This window comes from Mycobacterium parascrofulaceum ATCC BAA-614, assembly GCF_000164135.1.
Taxonomy (GTDB): Bacteria; Actinomycetota; Actinomycetes; order Mycobacteriales; family Mycobacteriaceae; genus Mycobacterium; species Mycobacterium parascrofulaceum.
In genome coordinates this window covers 1,870,788-1,886,387 of sequence record NZ_GG770553.1, presented here as the reverse complement: position 1 = coordinate 1,886,387, position 15,600 = coordinate 1,870,788, and the positions used below count along the sequence as shown (strand labels likewise).

The 15,600-nt window shown below is 70.9% G+C and carries 21 protein-coding genes; 12 read left to right on the top strand and 9 right to left on the bottom strand.

Annotated elements, in window-relative coordinates; all coding sequences use genetic code 11:
• The first annotated feature begins 122 nt into the window (after nucleotides 1–122).
• Entirely contained in the window at nucleotides 123–1,337 is a 1,215-nt protein-coding gene (locus tag HMPREF0591_RS08860; RefSeq protein ID WP_007168146.1) for an Rv3212 family protein, read from the top strand.
• Between the two features lie 52 nt (nucleotides 1,338–1,389).
• Here HMPREF0591_RS08860 and HMPREF0591_RS08855 read toward each other — a convergent pair whose 3' ends face one another.
• On the bottom strand, nucleotides 1,390–2,190 hold the full coding sequence (locus HMPREF0591_RS08855) for a ParA family protein (RefSeq protein ID WP_007168145.1): 801 nt from the start codon (nucleotides 2,188–2,190) through the stop codon (nucleotides 1,390–1,392).
• A 110-nt stretch (nucleotides 2,191–2,300) separates the two neighbouring features.
• On the opposite strand from HMPREF0591_RS08855, the gene HMPREF0591_RS08850 reads away from it, so the two are divergent.
• Genes HMPREF0591_RS08850 through HMPREF0591_RS08840 form a run of 3 tightly spaced genes read left to right on the top strand, consistent with a single transcriptional unit; the run spans nucleotide 2,301 to nucleotide 4,482 of the window.
• Nucleotides 2,301–2,912 carry an acid phosphatase gene (locus HMPREF0591_RS08850; protein WP_007168144.1) on the top strand — a complete coding sequence of 204 codons (612 nt, stop codon included), beginning with the start codon at nucleotides 2,301–2,303 and terminating at the stop codon, nucleotides 2,910–2,912.
• Complete coding sequence (locus HMPREF0591_RS08845; protein ID WP_007168143.1) at nucleotides 2,909–4,009, top strand: isochorismate synthase; 1,101 nt, start codon at nucleotides 2,909–2,911, stop codon at nucleotides 4,007–4,009. The genes HMPREF0591_RS08850 and HMPREF0591_RS08845 overlap by 4 nt, the downstream gene beginning before the upstream one ends.
• On the top strand, nucleotides 4,006–4,482 hold the full coding sequence (locus HMPREF0591_RS08840; RefSeq protein ID WP_007168142.1) for a GNAT family N-acetyltransferase: 477 nt from the start codon (nucleotides 4,006–4,008) through the stop codon (nucleotides 4,480–4,482). The genes HMPREF0591_RS08845 and HMPREF0591_RS08840 overlap by 4 nt, the downstream gene beginning before the upstream one ends.
• Here the strand turns inward: HMPREF0591_RS08840 and HMPREF0591_RS08835 are convergent.
• On the bottom strand, nucleotides 4,434–4,904 hold the full coding sequence (locus tag HMPREF0591_RS08835; protein ID WP_040621461.1) for a hypothetical protein: 471 nt from the start codon (nucleotides 4,902–4,904) through the stop codon (nucleotides 4,434–4,436). The two genes, HMPREF0591_RS08840 and HMPREF0591_RS08835, sit on opposite strands and share 49 nt — an antisense overlap.
• An 81-nt stretch (nucleotides 4,905–4,985) precedes the next feature.
• Here HMPREF0591_RS08835 and HMPREF0591_RS08830 point away from each other — a divergent pair, with 81 nt between their 5' ends.
• Both HMPREF0591_RS08830 and whiB1 read left to right on the top strand, forming a co-directional pair.
• A complete protein-coding gene (locus HMPREF0591_RS08830) occupies nucleotides 4,986–5,957 on the top strand; it encodes a diacylglycerol/lipid kinase family protein (protein WP_007168140.1) in 972 nt (323 codons plus the stop codon).
• A 281-nt stretch (nucleotides 5,958–6,238) separates the two neighbouring features.
• Complete coding sequence (whiB1, locus tag HMPREF0591_RS08825) at nucleotides 6,239–6,493, top strand: transcriptional regulator WhiB1 (protein ID WP_007168139.1); 255 nt, start codon at nucleotides 6,239–6,241, stop codon at nucleotides 6,491–6,493.
• A 73-nt stretch (nucleotides 6,494–6,566) separates the two neighbouring features.
• Here the strand turns inward: whiB1 and HMPREF0591_RS08820 are convergent, their stop codons facing one another.
• The 3 genes from HMPREF0591_RS08820 to HMPREF0591_RS08810 all read right to left on the bottom strand — a co-directional run bounded on the left by HMPREF0591_RS08820 (nucleotide 6,567) and on the right by HMPREF0591_RS08810 (nucleotide 8,839).
• The gene (locus HMPREF0591_RS08820; RefSeq protein WP_040621458.1) at nucleotides 6,567–8,066 is read right to left on the bottom strand and encodes a sensor histidine kinase; all 1,500 of its coding nucleotides are present in this window, start codon (nucleotides 8,064–8,066) and stop codon (nucleotides 6,567–6,569) included.
• Between the two features lie 59 nt (nucleotides 8,067–8,125).
• Nucleotides 8,126–8,341, bottom strand: a complete 216-nt coding sequence (locus tag HMPREF0591_RS08815; RefSeq protein ID WP_040622133.1) for a biotin/lipoyl-binding carrier protein — start codon at nucleotides 8,339–8,341, stop codon at nucleotides 8,126–8,128.
• Nucleotides 8,342–8,464: 123 nt separating this feature from the next.
• On the bottom strand, nucleotides 8,465–8,839 hold the full coding sequence (locus HMPREF0591_RS08810; RefSeq protein ID WP_040621456.1) for a hypothetical protein: 375 nt from the start codon (nucleotides 8,837–8,839) through the stop codon (nucleotides 8,465–8,467).
• Nucleotides 8,840–9,042: 203 nt separating this feature from the next.
• Here HMPREF0591_RS08810 and HMPREF0591_RS34640 point away from each other — a divergent pair, with 203 nt between their 5' ends.
• Nucleotides 9,043–9,117 (top strand): 50S ribosomal protein bL37, encoded by a 75-nt coding sequence (locus tag HMPREF0591_RS34640; RefSeq protein ID WP_011728008.1) that lies wholly within the window; start codon nucleotides 9,043–9,045, stop codon nucleotides 9,115–9,117.
• Between the two features lie 6 nt (nucleotides 9,118–9,123).
• Here the strand turns inward: HMPREF0591_RS34640 and rsrA are convergent, their stop codons facing one another.
• Together rsrA and HMPREF0591_RS08800 are read right to left on the bottom strand one after the other, a co-directional pair.
• Entirely contained in the window at nucleotides 9,124–9,426 is a 303-nt protein-coding gene (gene rsrA / locus HMPREF0591_RS08805) for a mycothiol system anti-sigma-R factor (protein ID WP_007168135.1), read from the bottom strand.
• Nucleotides 9,423–10,070 carry a sigma-70 family RNA polymerase sigma factor gene (locus tag HMPREF0591_RS08800; protein ID WP_040621454.1) on the bottom strand — a complete coding sequence of 216 codons (648 nt, stop codon included), beginning with the start codon at nucleotides 10,068–10,070 and terminating at the stop codon, nucleotides 9,423–9,425. Before HMPREF0591_RS08800 ends, rsrA begins: the two co-directional genes overlap by 4 nt.
• 305 nt (nucleotides 10,071–10,375) lie before the next feature.
• Between HMPREF0591_RS08800 and HMPREF0591_RS08795 the strand changes: the two genes are divergently transcribed.
• From HMPREF0591_RS08795 to HMPREF0591_RS08785, 3 genes are all read left to right on the top strand, one after another.
• Nucleotides 10,376–11,224 (top strand): SDR family oxidoreductase, encoded by an 849-nt coding sequence (locus tag HMPREF0591_RS08795; protein ID WP_007168133.1) that lies wholly within the window; start codon nucleotides 10,376–10,378, stop codon nucleotides 11,222–11,224.
• A 13-nt stretch (nucleotides 11,225–11,237) separates the two neighbouring features.
• A complete protein-coding gene (locus HMPREF0591_RS08790; RefSeq protein ID WP_007168132.1) occupies nucleotides 11,238–11,723 on the top strand; it encodes a YbaK/EbsC family protein in 486 nt (161 codons plus the stop codon).
• Between the two features lie 63 nt (nucleotides 11,724–11,786).
• The gene (locus HMPREF0591_RS08785) at nucleotides 11,787–12,038 is read left to right on the top strand and encodes a hypothetical protein (protein WP_007168131.1); all 252 of its coding nucleotides are present in this window, start codon (nucleotides 11,787–11,789) and stop codon (nucleotides 12,036–12,038) included.
• Here HMPREF0591_RS08785 and HMPREF0591_RS08780 read toward each other — a convergent pair.
• Nucleotides 12,035–12,796 (bottom strand): SOS response-associated peptidase, encoded by a 762-nt coding sequence (locus HMPREF0591_RS08780; protein ID WP_040621448.1) that lies wholly within the window; start codon nucleotides 12,794–12,796, stop codon nucleotides 12,035–12,037. The two genes, HMPREF0591_RS08785 and HMPREF0591_RS08780, sit on opposite strands and share 4 nt — an antisense overlap.
• Nucleotides 12,797–12,866: 70 nt before the next feature.
• On the opposite strand from HMPREF0591_RS08780, the gene aroA reads away from it, so the two are divergent.
• Nucleotides 12,867–14,150 (top strand): 3-phosphoshikimate 1-carboxyvinyltransferase, encoded by a 1,284-nt coding sequence (aroA, locus tag HMPREF0591_RS08775; protein ID WP_007168129.1) that lies wholly within the window; start codon nucleotides 12,867–12,869, stop codon nucleotides 14,148–14,150.
• Nucleotides 14,147–15,127, top strand: a complete 981-nt coding sequence (rsgA, locus tag HMPREF0591_RS08770) for a ribosome small subunit-dependent GTPase A (protein WP_007168128.1) — start codon at nucleotides 14,147–14,149, stop codon at nucleotides 15,125–15,127. The genes aroA and rsgA overlap by 4 nt, the downstream gene beginning before the upstream one ends.
• Here rsgA and HMPREF0591_RS08765 read toward each other — a convergent pair.
• Nucleotides 15,114–15,587 (bottom strand): winged helix-turn-helix transcriptional regulator, encoded by a 474-nt coding sequence (locus tag HMPREF0591_RS08765; protein ID WP_007168127.1) that lies wholly within the window; start codon nucleotides 15,585–15,587, stop codon nucleotides 15,114–15,116. The two genes, rsgA and HMPREF0591_RS08765, sit on opposite strands and share 14 nt — an antisense overlap.
• Nucleotides 15,588–15,600: the final 13 nt, after the last annotated feature.

Here is a 15,600-nt window from a genome sequence, read left to right as displayed (position 1 = left end):
CCGGCGCCACCAACGGCGAGGCCGCCCCGGAGGGGCCCGCCAACTCTGGGACCCGCCGCCGCCGGCGGCGCCGCAAGCCCGCCGAAGCCGGCGCGCACGCCGACTAACGCCACGCGCCACGGATGGTCAGACCCGAACGCCGGACCAGAGGTGACGTCCTGGCCGCCGCGGCGATCGCGGTCGTGGTCGCCGCCGTGGCCGCGCTGATCTGGTGGACCAGCGACGCCCGGGCGACCATCAGCCGGCCGGCCGCCGAGCCGGCGCCCAACCCGACCCCGGCCCGCCAGGTGCCGGCCACGCTCGGGCAGTTGTGGACGGCGGCCAGCCCGGCCACAACCGCGCCCGTGACGGTCGGCGGGACGGTCATCACCGGCGACGGCCGCCGGGTCGACGGGCGCGACCCCGGCTCGGGGCAGTCCCGCTGGAGCTACGAGCGAGACAGCGCCCTGTGCGGTGTCTCGTGGGTCTACCACTACGCCGTCGCCGTCTACCGCGACGACCGGGGCTGCGGCCAGGTGAGCACGCTCGACGGGTCCACCGGCCGCCGCGGGCCGGCCCGCAGCGGCTACGCCGACCAGCACGTGCGCCTGTCCTCCGACGGCACGACGGTGTTGTCGGCCGGCGACACCCACGTGGAGCTGTGGCGCTCGGACATGGTCCGGATGGTGGCCTACGGCGAGACCGATGCCCGGGTCAAGCCCTCGGCACGCGGGCTGCACTCCGGCTGCAAGCTGGTCTCCGCGGCCGCCAGCTCGTCGGCCGTGTCGGTGCTGGAGAGCTGCGTGAACCAGGCCGACGTGCGGCTGGTGCTGCTGCGTCCGGGCAAGGACGACGACGAACCCCAGCAACGCATCGTGGACGAACCGGGGATCACGGCGGATTCGGGGGCCCGCGTGCTGGCCGTCTGGGAGAACAACACCGCGGTGTACCTGCCGTCACCACGGCCGCGGGTGGACGTGATCGACGAGACCGGCACCACCGTGGCGAGCACCCTGCTGCCCAAACCGCCGTCGAGCCGCGGCGCGGTTTCGCACGCGGGCAGCCTGATCACCTGGTGGACCGGCGATTCCGTCCTGGTCTTCGAAACGGGCAACCTGTCGCTGCGCTACACCATCGCCGCGGGCGACAAGACCGCGCCCCTGGGGCCGGGCGCCATGATGGCCGGGCGGCTGTTGATCCCGGTCACCGGCGCGATCGGGGTCTACGACCCGGTCAGCGGGGCCAACGAGCGCTACATCCCGGTGCACCGCGCGCCGAGCGAGTCGGCGGTGGTCCCGGCCGTCGCGGGGTCCCGGGTGTTCGAGCAGCGGGGCGACACCGTGGTGGCGCTGGGCTGAGGGTCCGGCCGTCACGGCCGAGCAGGGAGGTGGCCCCCAGCTCGCTCTCGGGCTACACCTCGACGGCGAACGTCGGCAGCGGCTTGCCGGTCTTCCAGTGCTTGAGCAACGCCTTCGCCAGGTCCGCGTAGGCCGATGCGCCCTTGTTCTTGCGCCCCGACATCACCGACGAGCCGGACGCGCTGGCCTCGGCGAACCGCACGGTGCGCGGGATCGGCGGGGCCAGGACCGGCAGGTTGTAGCGGTCGGCGACGTCGAGCAACACGTCGCGGGTGTGCGTGGTCCGCGAGTCGTACAGCGTCGGCAACGCGCCCAGCAGCCGCAGGTCCGGGTTGGTGATCTGCTGGACGTCGGCGACGGTACGCAGGAACTGGCCGACGCCGCGGTGCGCGAGTGTCTCGCACTGCAGCGGCACGATCACCTCGTCGGCGGCGGTCAGCCCGTTGAGGGTGAGCACACCCAGCGACGGCGGGCAGTCGATGATGACGACGTCGAAGTCGTCGGACAGCTTGGCCAGCGCGCGCTTGAGCGCGTATTCGCGGCCGGCGCGCATCAGCAGCATCGCCTCGGCGCCCGCCAGGTCGATGTTGGCCGGCAGCAGCGTCATGCCCTCCATCGTGGTGACCAGCGCGGCGTTCGGCTCGACCTCACCGAGCAGCACCTCGTGCACGGACACCGGGAGTTTGTCGGGATCCTGGCCGAGCGAGAAGGTCAGGCAGCCCTGCGGATCCAGGTCGACGAGCAGCACCCGCTTGCCCTCGTCCATCAGCGCCGCGCCCAGCGAGGCCACCGTTGTCGTCTTGGCGACGCCGCCCTTTTGGTTGGCCACCGCCAATACCCGGGTCTTACTCACCAGCGCCCGCCCCTCCTTGTTGCCACGGTCACAGTGCCCATCCTGGCATGTTCGTTCGCCGGGCGCTGCGGCCGACGCTCCCGGTATGTCGTCCGGCAGAATCGGTCGATATGGGCCTGCACAACCACCGACTGGTATTGCTCCGCCACGGCGAAACCGAGTGGTCGAAGTCCGGCCAGCACACCGGCCGCACGGACCTGGAGCTCACCGACACCGGCCGCGTCCAGGCCGAACTCGCCGGCCGCGTGCTGCGGGAACTCAATCTCGCCGACCCGCTGGTGATCAGCAGCCCGCGCATTCGCGCCCTGACCACGGCCAAGCTGGCCGGACTGTCCGTCGACGAGGTCTCGCCGCTGCTCGCCGAGTGGGATTACGGCGCCTACGAGGGGCTGACCACCCCGCAGATCCACGAAACGGTGCCCGACTGGCTGGTCTGGACCCACGGGTGCCCCGGCGGCGAAACCGTGGCCCAGGTCAGCGACCGCGCCGACCGGGCCGTCGCGTTGGCGCTGGAGCACATGAGTTCGCGCGACGTGGTGTTCGTGGGGCACAGCCACTTCTCCCGCTCGGTGATCACGCGCTGGGTGGAGCTGCCGCTGGTGGAGGGCAGCCGCTTCTGGATGCTGGCCGGCTCCATCGCCGTGTGCGGCTTCGAGCACGGTGTGCGCCAGCTCGCCGCGCTCGGACTGACCGCCCAGCCGCAGGCGATCAAACCCGGGTGAACGACCACGAACCGCCGTTCGCGCTGTGCGGACCGACGCAAACCCTGGTCGCCGACGGGGTGCGGGAACGCTACCGCGACGCGGCGGCGGCGCAGCGCGCGCTGCGATCCGGCGCCTCCTCGATAGTGTTGGGCGCGTTGCCTTTTGACGTCGAGTGGCCCGCGGCGCTGCTGACGCCCGGTGCCGTGCGCCACACCGACGGGCCGCCGGACTGGCCGACCGGCCCGCTACCGCCGGTGCGCATCGCCGCCGCCGACCCGCCGCCGGGGCAGTACCGCGACCGGATCCGCCGGGCCCGCGATCAGCTCGCCGCCCCGGACAGCCTGCTCAGCAAGGTGGTGCTGTCCCGCGCGCTGCGGCTGGTCGCCGACGCCCCGCTGGACGCCCGCGTCATCCTGCGCAGGCTCGTTGCGGCGGACCCGGCCGCGTACGGCTATCTCGTCGACCTGACCGGCGCCGGCGACGACTACGCCGGCGTGGCGCTGGTGGGGGCCAGCCCGGAGCTGCTGGTGGCGCGCTCCGGGGATCGAGTCACCTGCCGGCCCTTCGCGGGTTCGGCGCCCCGCGCCGCCGACCCGGACGTCGACGCCGCCAACGGCGCCGCGCTGGCCGGTTCGGCCAAGGACCGCCACGAGCATCAGTTGGTCATCGAGACCATTCGCGCCGCCCTCGAGCCGCTGTGCGATGAGTTGACGATCGCCGACGAGCCCGAGTTGAGCCGCACCGCCGCGGTGTGGCACCTGTGCACACCGATCGGCGGCCGGCTGCGGGACACGTCAACGACGGCAATCGATTTGGCCTTGGCGTTGCATCCGACGCCGGCGGTCGGCGGGGTGCCGACCAAGGCCGCGGTCGAACTCATCGCCGAGCTGGAGGGCGACCGCGGGTTCTACGCGGGCGCGGTGGGCTGGTGCGACGCCCGCGGCGACGGCCGCTGGGTGGTGTCGATCCGGTGCGCGCAGCTCTCGGCGGACCGCCGCACCGCGCTCGCCCGCTCCGGGGGCGGCATCGTCGCCGAATCCGACCCTGACGCGGAAGTCGCCGAAACCACAACGAAATTCGCCACCATCCTCGACGCGCTGGACGTCGAGCGATGACCATTCGCCGCGTCAGGCCCGAAGACGCCGCCGCGATCACCGCGATGATTCACGCGCTGGCCGAATTCGAAAACGCCGCCGAGCAATGCACGGTCACCGAAAAGCAAATCACCGCGGCGCTTTTCGGTGACACCCCGGCCGTGCACGGGCACGTCGCGGACGTCGGCGGGGAGGTCGCCGCGATGGCGCTGTGGTTCCTCAACTTCTCCACGTGGGACGGCGTGGCGGGCATCTACCTCGAAGACCTGTTCGTGCGCCCGGAGTTTCGCCGCCGCGGCCTGGCCCGCGCGCTGCTCGCGGAGCTGGCGGCCGAATGCCTCGACCAGGGCTACACGCGGCTGTCCTGGGCCGTGCTGAACTGGAACGCCGACGCCATCACGCTCTACGACGGCGTCGGCGGCCAACCGCAGGGCGAGTGGACCACCTATCGGCTGTCCGGTCCACGGTTGGCCGAATTGGCCGAGTCGCGCTGATCGCCGGCGGCCCAGCGCACGCCCGCGGGACTGAACAGCAGACCCAGCACGGCCAGCGCCACGACGGCCGCCGGAATCCCGAAACCGGGCCGGTGCGAGTCCACCGTCAGATACCACGCCACCGGCAGCAGCAGCAGCTCGGTGATCACGGCCAGCCCGCGCCCCCAGCGCTTGCCGAGCGTGAGCGCCCGCCCGGCCGCCAGCACCCCCGCCCCGGCCAGGACGAAGAAGACCGTCGTGCCCTGGGCGTACCACCCGCTCGCGGGGGAGCCGTTGACCACGTGCTGGTCGGCCCCGGCGATGCCCCGCACCACCAGCACCACCGCCACCACCAGCGCGGCCACCCCCTGGGCCGCCACGAGCAGCCCGGCGCCGCGCACCGCGGTCGGCGCCGCCCCTGGCTTGCGGCCGAAGACTGTCACCCGCGTCAGCGTAGTCACCCCGGCCCACGGGGGCAGTTCCCCACAGCGCGGCCTTAATCGGCCCGCATAAGCTCGTGCCTCATGCGCGCCGTGCTGATCGTGAACCCCACCGCCACCTCGACCACCCCGGCGGGGCGCGACCTGCTGGCGCACGCGCTCAAGAGCCGCCTGCAGCTCACCGTCGAACACACCAGCCACCGCGGTCACGGCACCGAACTCGCGGAGAAGGCGGTCGCCGACGGGGTCGACCTGGTGGTGGTGCACGGCGGCGACGGCACGGTGAGCGGGGTGGTCAACGGCCTGCTCGGCCGTCCGGGCGCGCAGCCGGGTCCCATCGGGCCGGTGCCGGCGGTCGCGGTGGTCCCCGGCGGTTCGGCGAACGTGCTGGCGCGGTCGCTGGGGATCTCGCGCGATCCGGTGGCCGCCACCAACCAGCTCATCCAGCTGCTCGACGACTACCACCGCCACCACACCTGGCGCCGCATCGGCCTGATCGACTGCGGCGAGCGGTGGGCCGTGTTCAACACCGGGATGGGGGTCGACGCGGAGGTGGTGGCCGCGGTCGAGGCCGAACGCGACAAGGGCGGCAAGGTCACGGCGTGGCGCTACATCCGCGCGGCCGTGCCGGCCGTGTGGGGCTACACGCGCCGCGAGCCGATGCTCACCCTCGAATTGCCCGGCCGCGACCCGATCCCGGGGGTGAGCTTCGCGTTCGTGTCCAATTCCAGCCCCTGGACGTTCGCCAACGACCGGCCGGTCTGGACGAACCCCGGCTGCACCTTCGAGTCGGGGCTCGGCGTGTTCGCGCCCAAGACCTTGAAGACGATCCCCACCCTGCGCATCGTGCGGCAGATGTTCGCCAAGCGGCCCAGGTTCGAGTTCGACCACCTCGTCACCGCGGACGACGTGCCGTGCCTGCGCGTCACCTCGACCGGAGGGCCGGTGGCCTGCCAGTTCGACGGCGACTACCTCGGCGTCCGGGAAACCATGACGTACCGGTCGGTACCCGACGCGTTGGCGGTCGTCGCACCGCCCCGAAAAAACCCGCTTTGAGCTGCGCAAACGAGGCGCACAGAATCCCACCGGGGAAAATTTTCCCCGAGATTGGCCCGCCAGTGTAGTACAACGGAGTAATGGCTCGGCTACGGAATGATCAAAGTGAGATAGCCCACGAGCGAACTCACGCTATTGACTTCTGTTGAGCCTGTGAAACGATCAAAAGGTTGCATGCAGAAATTTAGATAGGGGTACGGACCCTTTTCTTGTGCACGCGTTAACAGCCGAAGAAAATTGGCCGTGCGCCTTGCTGCGCACTCAGTGAGGAGTAAGAACGTATGGATTGGCGCCACAAGGCGGTGTGTCGCGACGAGGACCCGGAGCTGTTCTTCCCGGTCGGGAACAGCGGCCCGGCGCTCGCGCAGATCGCTGACGCGAAACTGGTCTGCAATCGGTGCCCGGTGACCACGGATTGCCTGTCCTGGGCCCTGAACACCGGCCAGGACTCGGGCGTCTGGGGCGGCATGAGCGAAGACGAGCGGCGCGCACTCAAGCGTCGCAACGCCCGGACGAAGGCCCGCAGCGGAGTCTGACACAGTCAGAGCCAACAGTGCGGCCCCGGCGAAAGCCGGGGCCGCACTGTTGTGTCGGGTGCGGGTGTCACGCCTATAACACCAGGCGTGCCCGCCGGCCGATCGGCACCCGCAACACCACGTCGGTGCCGCGGGCCGGGGCCTGCCGCATGCCCAGCGTGCCGTCGAGCTCCGCCGACACCAGCGTCCGCACGATCTGCAGGCCGAGGCTGTCGGAGGTCTCCAGGCTGAAGCCGTCGGGCAGCCCGCGGCCGTCGTCGTGGACGACGACGTCGAGCCAGCGCGCCGAACGCTCGGCGCGGATGGTCACCGAGCCCTCCTCGACCGCGGGGTCGAACGCGTGCTCGATCGCGTTCTGCACGAGTTCGGTGATGACCATGATCAGCGCCGTCGCCCGGTCCGAGTCGAGCACGCCCAGGTCGCCGACCCGGTTGATCCGGATCGGCCGGTCCACCGACGCCACGTCGTTCATGATCGGCAGGATCCGGTCGATGACCTCGTCGAGGTTGACCTGCTCGTCCACCGACATCGACAGCGCGTCGTGCACCAGGGCGATGGACGACACCCGGCGCACCGACTCGATCAGGGCTTCGCGGCCCTCGGCGTTGGCCGTCCGGCGGGCCTGCAGGCGCAGCAGCGCCGCCACCGTTTGCAGGTTGTTCTTCACCCGGTGGTGGATCTCGCGGATCGTGGCGTCCTTGGAGATCAGCGCCCGGTCGCGGCGCTTCACCTCGGTGACGTCGCGGATCAGCACCGCCGCACCGGCGCTCGCGCCGTCGACCATCAACGGCAGCGTCCGCAGCAGCACCGTGGCGCCGCCGGCATCGACCTCCATCCGCATGCTCCTCCCGCCGGCCAGCAGGTCGAGCACGTGCTCGGCCAGTTCCTGCGCCTCGAACGGGTCGGAGATCAGCGGCCGCGTCACCTTCACCAGGTTGCGGCCCTCCAGCTCGCTGGTCAGGCCCATCCGGTGGTAGGCCGACACCGCGTTGGGGCTGGCGTAGGCGACGACGCCGTTGACGTCCAACCGGATGAAGCCGTCGCCGGCCCGGGGGGTGGAGCGCGACATGACCACGTCGCCCACGTCGGGAAAGGTGCCGTCGGCGAGCATGTGGACCAGGTCGCCGGCGCAGTCCCGGTACGCGGTCTCCAGCTGGCCCGACGTGCGGTCGGCCGCGCCGGCGGTTTGGTGCCGGGTCAGCACGGCCACCACCTGGCCGCCATACCGCACCGGTGAGGCCTCCACGTGGGGACCGGGAAGCCACGAATCCTGTTGTCCCCCAACGCCATCGCGTTGGGGGGCGCCGGAGTCGAAGGTGTCGGCGACGAGCGCGAGCCGCTCGGCGTCGACGACGCTGCCCACCGAGTCGGTGACCAGCACCGTGGGCGCGGTGTTGGGCCGGCACTGCGCCACGCACACCAACTTGCCGTCGTCGCGGCGAACCCACATCAGGTAGTCGGCGAACGACAGGTCCGCCAGCAGCTGCCACTCCCCCACCACCGCGTGCAGGTGGTCCACCGCGTTGCCCGGCAGCACGGTGTGTTCGGCGAGCAGATCACCGAGAGTCGACATCACTCACTCCCCGGGCCATCCCCCGGCAGCAGATCGGGTGGTCCAAACTTTTTCGGGGCCTAGCTGATCACGGCGATCAGGTCGCCCGCCTGGATGACATCGCCCACCGAGACGCTCACCTTGCTGACGGTGCCGTCGACCTCGGCCAAGACGGGGATCTCCATCTTCATCGACTCCAGCAGCACCACGATGTCGCCTTTGCCGATCTGGTCACCCTCGTTCACCACGACTTCAAGCACGCTGGCCACGATCTCGGCGCGCACGTCCTCGGCCATCATCACCCCACTCGTTTCGGCCATAGCGCAGGCTGGCTGCTGGTCAAGCTCAGGTACATCGAACCATAGGTGTGGGGGCGACCGCGGCACGCGGGGCTCTGATGTTGTGCGGGTAGTGCACGCCTACGCCGGGCGTATCGGGGGCTGCGCCGGCGCCACACTCAGCCGATCCCACGTCTGCTGCCGGCCCGTCAGCAGCAGCAGGATGCCGATGGCCGCGTAGGCGGCGCCGCCGATGACACCGATGAGCGCGCTTTTTCGTGGCATGCGCGGGCTCGCCAGCAGCGTGGCCGCCGCGTCGACGGCGTCGGCGACGATGCCGACCTTCAACCACAACGAGTCGGCCGTAGCGTTCGCCGCGAGACCCAGTCCGATGCCCAGGTCTCTCCCGCCGACGCAGCGCAACAGCGCGATGCCCGAGGCCTCCGGATCGGGTTCGCCGAACCACAATTCACCGGGACGTCGTGGCGCCAGCGCGAGCCACAGACCAAGTGCCATCCGGGATAACCCAAATGCGCGAATCAACGCGGAAGTCTTCATGTCGACCAGTGTGGCGGACGGGCGGGGGCAACCGAAGGCCACAATGGTTCCCCTGGCGCCGCGGGCGGTTAGGTTGCGCGGAATTTCCTGTGAGAGACTGGGCGGCAGGCTGACGGGCGCGCGGCGCCCGCATCACAGACCATTCAACGGAGGTTCCACCCATGGCCAAACGGGGCCGGAAGAAGCGCGACCGCAAGCACAGCAAGGCCAACCACGGCAAGCGTCCCAACGCCTGAGGACCGCTACCGCGTCTCCCGGATGATGGTGGTCCGCCGGATCTCCAGCCGTAGCCGCTCACGCAGGCCCTCGGGGGCCTTCTCGCCCCGGCACTTGGTGGCGATCAACGCCTTGATCCGCTCCTCGAGGCCGTAATGCTTGAAGCAGCCGGGGCACGCCTCGAGGTGGCGGCGCAGCTGATCCCGCGACTCCGGCGTGCATTCGCCGTCGAGCAGCAGCCAGACCTGCCGGATCACCTCGGCGCAGCCTACGGCGCCGTGGTCGTCGTCGTTGGGACACGTGTCGCTGGAGCCGGACAACTCGCTCATGACGACACCTCCTCGTGCGCCTGGTGGCCGCGGTTGAAGCCCCGCTCCTTGGCCACGTCGGCCAACAGCCCACGCAGTTGACGCCGGCCGCGGTGCAGCCGTGACATTACCGTCCCGATGGGTGTGTCCATGATCTCGGCGATTTCCTTGTAAGGGAACCCCTCGACATCGGCGTAGTAGACGGCCATCCGGAATTCCTCCGGCAGCGCCTGCAGCGCTTCCTTGATCTCGTTGTCCGGCAGCGCCTCGAGCGCCTCGACCTCGGCCGATCGCAACCCGGTGGACGAGTGCTCGGCGTTGGACGCCAGCTGCCAGTCGGTGATCTCCTCGGTCGGGTATTCGGCCGGCTGACGCTGCCGCTTGCGGTAGCTGTTGATGTAGGTGTTGGTCAGGATCCGGTACAGCCACGCCTTGAGGTTGGTGCCGGCCCGGAACGAGCGAAAGCCCGCGAAGGCCTTCACCATCGTCTCCTGCAGCAAATCCTCCGCGTCGGCGGGGTTGCGCGTCATGCGCAGCGCGCCGCCGTAGAGCTGGTCCAGCAGGGGAATCGCGTCGCGCTCGAAACGCGCCATCAGCTCCGCGTCCGTCTCCTGGACGGGGGGATCGGAGATCTCCTGTGCTGCCGCGCCGTCTGTGTCGGCCATCTCGATTACCCCGGTCCCTTCTGCTGCGGTGTCGGCGGGCGGCGCTGAAAACGCCACCGGGCTTGCCAGAAAGCAAGCCACCTGCCCGGCACCCATTGGACGGTCCAACAGGCTCGTCGCCGCTGACACCAAACCGCTCCTCCCAATCTAGAGGCTGCCACCGACAGTGTCTGCCCGGGTGCGCCCACATAACATCAGAGACCGAGTGGTTCAACAGCGGTGCCCGACGTGCTATTTCCCGGCGCGACCGGGGACCGCCCGTCCCCCGGGCCGGGCCGCGACCGCAGGACCGTTAGTGTGACGCCATGTCCCTGAACGGCAAGACCATGTTCATCTCCGGCGCCAGCCGCGGCATCGGCCTGGCGATCGCCAAGCGCGCCGCCCAAGACGGCGCCAACGTCGCCCTGATCGCCAAGACCGCCGAACCGCACCCCAAGCTGCCGGGCACGGTGTACACCGCCGCCAAGGAGCTCGAGGAGGCGGGCGGACAGGCCCTGCCGATCGTCGGGGACGTCCGCGACCCGGAGTCCGTCGAGGCGGCGGTGGCCAAGACCGTCGAGCAGTTCGGCGGCATCGACATCTGCGTCAACAACGCCTCGGCGATCAACCTGGGCTCCATCACCGAGGTGCCGATGAAGCGGTTCGACCTGATGAACGGCATCCAGGTGCGCGGCACCTACGCCGTGTCGCAGGCGTGCATCCCGCACCTGAAGTCCGGCCAGAACCCGCACATCCTGACGCTGTCCCCGCCCGTGCTGCTCGGCAAGGAGTGGCTGAAGCCGACCGCGTACATGATGGCCAAGTTCGGCATGACGCTGTGCGCGCTGGGCATCGCCGAGGAGATGCGCGAGGCCGGCATCGCGTCCAACACGCTGTGGCCGCGCACGCTGGTGGCCACCGCCGCGGTACAGAACCTGCTCGGCGGCGACGAGGCGATGGGCCGCGCCCGCAAGCCCGAGGTGTACTCCGACGCGGCCTACGTCATCCTCAACAAGCCCGCCCGCGAGTACACCGGCAACACCCTGCTCTGCGAGGACGTGCTGCTCGAGTCAGGCGTCACCGACCTGTCGGTCTACAACTGCGTGCCGGGTGGGCAGCTCGGCGTCGACTTCTGGGTCGACGGCGTGAACCCGCCGGGATACACGGGCCCGTAGCGGGGGTTGGGCGGTGGCCCGTGCCGCCACGCCCGCGCTGGCCGCGTTGGTGAAAGCCGGGGTGCCGCACGAGGTCGTCACCTTCGACCACGATCCGCGCGAACGCTCGTTCGGCGGCGAGGCGGTGCACGCGCTGACCGCGCGCGGCATCGCGGCCGAGCAGATCTACAAGACCCTCGTCATCGCGGTGCCCGGCGGCCTCGGGGTCGCGATCCTGCCGGTGCCGGCCCGGCTTTCCCTGAAGGCGGCCGCCGCCGCGCTGGGCGCGGGCAAGGCGAGCATGGCCGAGCCGGCCGCCGCCGAGCGGGCCACCGGCTACGTGCTGGGCGCCGTGTCGCCGTTCGGGCAGCGCAAGGCCCTGCCGACCGTGGTGGACGCGGATGCCCTGGCCTGGGACCGGGTGTACTGCAGCGCCGGGCGCCGCGGCTGGGACGTCGGGGTGTCGCCGCAGGACCTGATCCGGTTGACCGGCGCGATCACCGCCGGCATCCGCGCGTAGCCGGCGGGTTAACGCCGTGGCGAAAACCGGGCCGACTTCTCGCCGTGCCGCTACGCTCGCGCCATGAAGACGAAGCGATCCCGCGGCGCGACGATCGTCGCGGCCGGTGTGCTGGCTTTTTCCGGGCTGATGACCGTCGGTGTGGGCATCTCCAACGCCGACACGATCCAGACCGAAGGCAACTACCCCACCCGCCAGGCCTGCCAGGACGCCGGGCCCGGCGTGAAGGCCTCGACCCCGGGAAACTGGAACAACTTCTGGTGCATCCCGGATCGCAACGTCAACGGCAACTGGAAGCTGGTCCTCAGCAACTAAAGCAGCCTCGCCTGCTCGGGTTCCGGTTCGGCAGGCTCGAGTAGCTGCGGCCCGTTGTTGCGGACGTTGTTGACCAGCGTCGACACCTCACGCATGCGAATGCCCCGCACGTCGGGCGGCCGGGTGAGCAGCGCTTGGTCGATCGGACCGTCCGGGTCCAGCCAGCGGTCCCACTCCCCCTCGGGCACCACCAGCGGCATCCGGTCGTGGATTTCGGCCAGCTCGCCGGGCGCGTCGGTGGTGATGATCGTGCAGCTCAGCAGCGGCGAGCCCTCCTTCGCCGGCTTCCACACCGACCACAGGCCCGCCATGAACAGCGGCTCGCCGTCCTCGCGGTACATGAAGAACGGCGTCTTGCGGGACTTCTTACCGGCGGCGGGGTCGTTGACCCGCCATTCGTAGTAACCGTCCATCGGGATCAGGCACCGCTTCGACTTGGCGCTCGCACGGAACGCGGGCGAGGTGGTGACCTTGTCCGCGCGGGCGTTGATCAACATCGGGCCCTTGGTCTCGGGTGCCCCGTCCTCGCCGGCCTTGGCCCACGGCGGGACCAGCCCCCAGCGCATCAGCCGCACCCTGCGGGTGGGCTCGTCGTCGGGGTCGGCGTGCCGGCTCACGACGGTCGCGATGGTCGAGGTGGGGGCCACGTTGTAGTTGGGCGCCCCGGCACCTTCCGAGGCGCCGGTGGCCTCGTCGATCGCCTTGATCTTCTGGGCCAGCAGCGCCGGATCGGTGGTGACCGCGAACCGTCCGCACATACCTTCCATGGTGGCAGAGCCACCGACCTCCCATTGGTGGCAGAAGACCCTGACACGCCATGATGGACGCGTGACTACCTGGACGGCCCCGACGGCGACCCAACCGGTGCGCGCGACCGTGACCGTTCCGGGCTCGAAGTCGCAGACCAATCGGGCGCTTGTGCTGGCCGCCCTGGCGGCCGCGCAGGGCCGGGGCACCCCGACCATCGGCGGCGCGCTGCGCAGCCGGGACACCGACCTGATGATCGGCGCGCTGCGCACGCTGGGCCTGCGCGTCGACGGCGCCGGGTCCGAGCTGACGGTCGGCGGCCGGATCGCTCCGGGCCCGGGCGCGCGCGTCGATTGCGGCCTGGCCGGGACCGTGCTGCGCTTCGTCCCGCCGCTGGCGGCGCTGGCCGAGGCGGTGGTGGAGTTCGACGGCGACGAGCAGGCCCGCGCGCGGCCCATCGCGCCGCTGCTCGACGCGCTGCGCGGCCTGGGGGTGCCGATCGAGGGCGCGGGCCTGCCGTTCCGGGTGCACGGCGGCGGCTCGGTCGCCGGCGGGACCGTGGACATCGACGCCTCGGCGTCCTCGCAGTTCGTCTCGGGACTGCTGCTGTGCGCGCCGTCGTTCGCCGAGGGCCTGACCGTGCGGCACACCGGCGCGACGCTGCCGTCGGCGCCGCACATCGCGATGACCGTGGTGATGCTGCGGCAGGCCGGGGTCGACGTCGACGATTCGGTTGCCAACGTGTGGCGGGTGCGCCCCGGCCCGGTCGCGGCGCGGCACTGGCAGGTCGAGCCCGACCTGACCAACGCGGTGCCGTTCCTGGCGGCGGCCGTGGTCAGCGGCGGAACGGTGCGCATCACCGGCTGGCCGGCGGCCAGCGTGCAGCCCGCGGACCACATCCTGAGCGTGCTGGGCAAGCTGAACGCCGTTGTCACCCAGGGTGATTCGTTCCTCGAGGTGCAGGGTAGCGCCGACTACCCGGGTTTCGAGGTCGACCTGCGCGCCGTCGGCGAGCTGACCCCCGCGGTGGCGGCGCTGGCCGCGCTCGCCAAGCCGGGATCGGTGTCGCACCTGTCCGGCATCGGCCACCTGCGCGGCCACGAGACCGACCGGCTCGCCGCGCTGAGCGCCGAGATCAACCGCCTGGGCGGCGACTGCACCGAAACGCCAGACGGCCTGGTGATCACCGCGACACCGCTGCGGGCCGGCGTCTGGCGCGCCTACGCCGACCACCGGATGGCGATGGCGGGCGCGATCGTCGGGCTGCGGGTGGCCGGGGTCGAGGTGGACGACATCGGCTCCACCTCCAAGACGCTGCCGGAGTTTCCGGAGCTGTGGGCGCGGATGCTGGAGTCCGATATTTGAGGCCCGGCGACTACGACGAGTCCGACGTCAAGGTCCGCTCCGGCAGGGGCTCGCGACCGCGCACCAAGACTCGTCCCGAGCACGCCGACGCCGAGGCCGCAATGGTGGTCAGCGTCGACCGCGGGCGCTGGGGATGCGTGCTCGGCGGCGACCCCACCCGGCGGGTCACGGCCATGCGCGCCCGGGAACTGGGCCGTACCCCGATCGTGGTGGGAGACGACGTCGACGTCGTCGGCGACCTGTCCGGGCGGACGGACACGCTGGCACGCATCGTGCGGCGCGGCGAACGGCGAACGGTGTTGCGGCGCACCGCCGATGACACCGATCCCACCGAGCGGGTGGTGGTCGCCAACGCCGACCAGTTGTTGATCGTGGTGGCGCTGGCCGACCCGCCGCCGCGCACCGGGCTGGTCGACCGGGCGCTGATCGCCGCTTTCGCCGGCGGGCTGACGCCCATCCTGTGCCTGACCAAGACCGACCTCGCCCCGCCGGAGCCGTTCGCCGCCCATTTTGTGGACCTGGACCTGACGGTGGTCGCCGCCGGCCGCGACGATCCGCTGCTCGCGGTGGCCGATCTGCTCGCCGGCAAAATCACCGTGCTGCTCGGGCATTCGGGCGTCGGAAAGTCCACGTTGGTGAATCGCCTTGTGCCCGAGGCGGAACGGGCCGTCGGCGAGGTCACCGACATCGGCAGGGGCAGGCACACCTCCACCCAGTCGGTCGCTTTGCCACTGGCGACGTCGGGTTGGGTGATCGACACCCCCGGCATCCGGTCGTTCGGGCTGGCGCACATCGAGCCCGACGACGTGCTGATGGCCTTCTCGGATCTGGCCGGCGCGATCGAGCACTGCCCGCGCGGCTGCGGCCACATGGGCCCGCCGGCCGACCCCGAATGTGCGCTCGACGCGCTGTCCGGGCCCGCGGCGCGCCGGGTGGCCGCCGCCCGCCGCCTGCTGGCCGCGCTCAACCAGGCTTAGCCAGCCGCATGCCCAGTTCGTCGGGCGGCACCAGATGCCCTTCGCTGCACCGTATTTGCACCTCCGCATCGGCGCCACAGCCCAGATGCGTCAGCCGGAGCCGGTTGCGGCCCGGCAGGTGTCGTCGGCCCCATTCGAACAGCGCCCAGACCACCGGCATGAACTCGATCCCCGCCTCGGTCAACACATACTCGTCGCGGCTGCGCTGCCCGGGTTCCCGATAGGGCCGGCGTGTCAGCAGGCCGAGCTCGACCAGCTCGGACAGCCGCGCCGAGGTGGCCGCCTTGGTGATGCCCACCCGGCGGGCGAAGTCGTCGAACCGGGTCGTGCCGTAGTACGCCTCGCGCATGATCAGCATCGCGGATTTCGTCCCGACGACCGCCATGGTCTTCTCGATCGCACACTCGCCGACCGCCGACCAGGCCTCACGGTCGGCCAGCGGCCCCTGCAGCATTGTCACGCAGATCACCCTC

Excerpts from the sequence above, each read along its gene's own strand:
- HMPREF0591_RS08820 (WP_040621458.1), bottom strand. The coding sequence starts at position 8,066 with ATGTCGACTCTCGGTGATCTGCTCGCCGAACACACCGTGCTGCCGGGC.
- HMPREF0591_RS08830 (WP_007168140.1), top strand. The coding sequence starts at position 4,986 with ATGCGCGCCGTGCTGATCGTGAACCCCACCGCCACCTCGACCACCCCG.
- HMPREF0591_RS08850 (WP_007168144.1), top strand. The coding sequence starts at position 2,301 with ATGGGCCTGCACAACCACCGACTGGTATTGCTCCGCCACGGCGAAACC.
- whiB1 (WP_007168139.1), top strand. The coding sequence starts at position 6,239 with ATGGATTGGCGCCACAAGGCGGTGTGTCGCGACGAGGACCCGGAGCTG.
- HMPREF0591_RS08800 (WP_040621454.1), bottom strand. The coding sequence starts at position 10,070 with ATGGCCGACACAGACGGCGCGGCAGCACAGGAGATCTCCGATCCCCCC.
- HMPREF0591_RS08785 (WP_007168131.1), top strand. The coding sequence starts at position 11,787 with ATGAAGACGAAGCGATCCCGCGGCGCGACGATCGTCGCGGCCGGTGTG.
- HMPREF0591_RS08810 (WP_040621456.1), bottom strand. The coding sequence starts at position 8,839 with ATGGCACTTGGTCTGTGGCTCGCGCTGGCGCCACGACGTCCCGGTGAA.
- HMPREF0591_RS08780 (WP_040621448.1), bottom strand. The coding sequence starts at position 12,796 with ATGTGCGGACGGTTCGCGGTCACCACCGATCCGGCGCTGCTGGCCCAG.
- HMPREF0591_RS08840 (WP_007168142.1), top strand. The coding sequence starts at position 4,006 with ATGACCATTCGCCGCGTCAGGCCCGAAGACGCCGCCGCGATCACCGCG.
- HMPREF0591_RS08795 (WP_007168133.1), top strand. The coding sequence starts at position 10,376 with ATGTCCCTGAACGGCAAGACCATGTTCATCTCCGGCGCCAGCCGCGGC.
- HMPREF0591_RS08815 (WP_040622133.1), bottom strand. The coding sequence starts at position 8,341 with ATGGCCGAGGACGTGCGCGCCGAGATCGTGGCCAGCGTGCTTGAAGTC.
- HMPREF0591_RS08860 (WP_007168146.1), top strand. The coding sequence starts at position 123 with ATGGTCAGACCCGAACGCCGGACCAGAGGTGACGTCCTGGCCGCCGCG.
- rsrA (WP_007168135.1), bottom strand. The coding sequence starts at position 9,426 with ATGAGCGAGTTGTCCGGCTCCAGCGACACGTGTCCCAACGACGACGAC.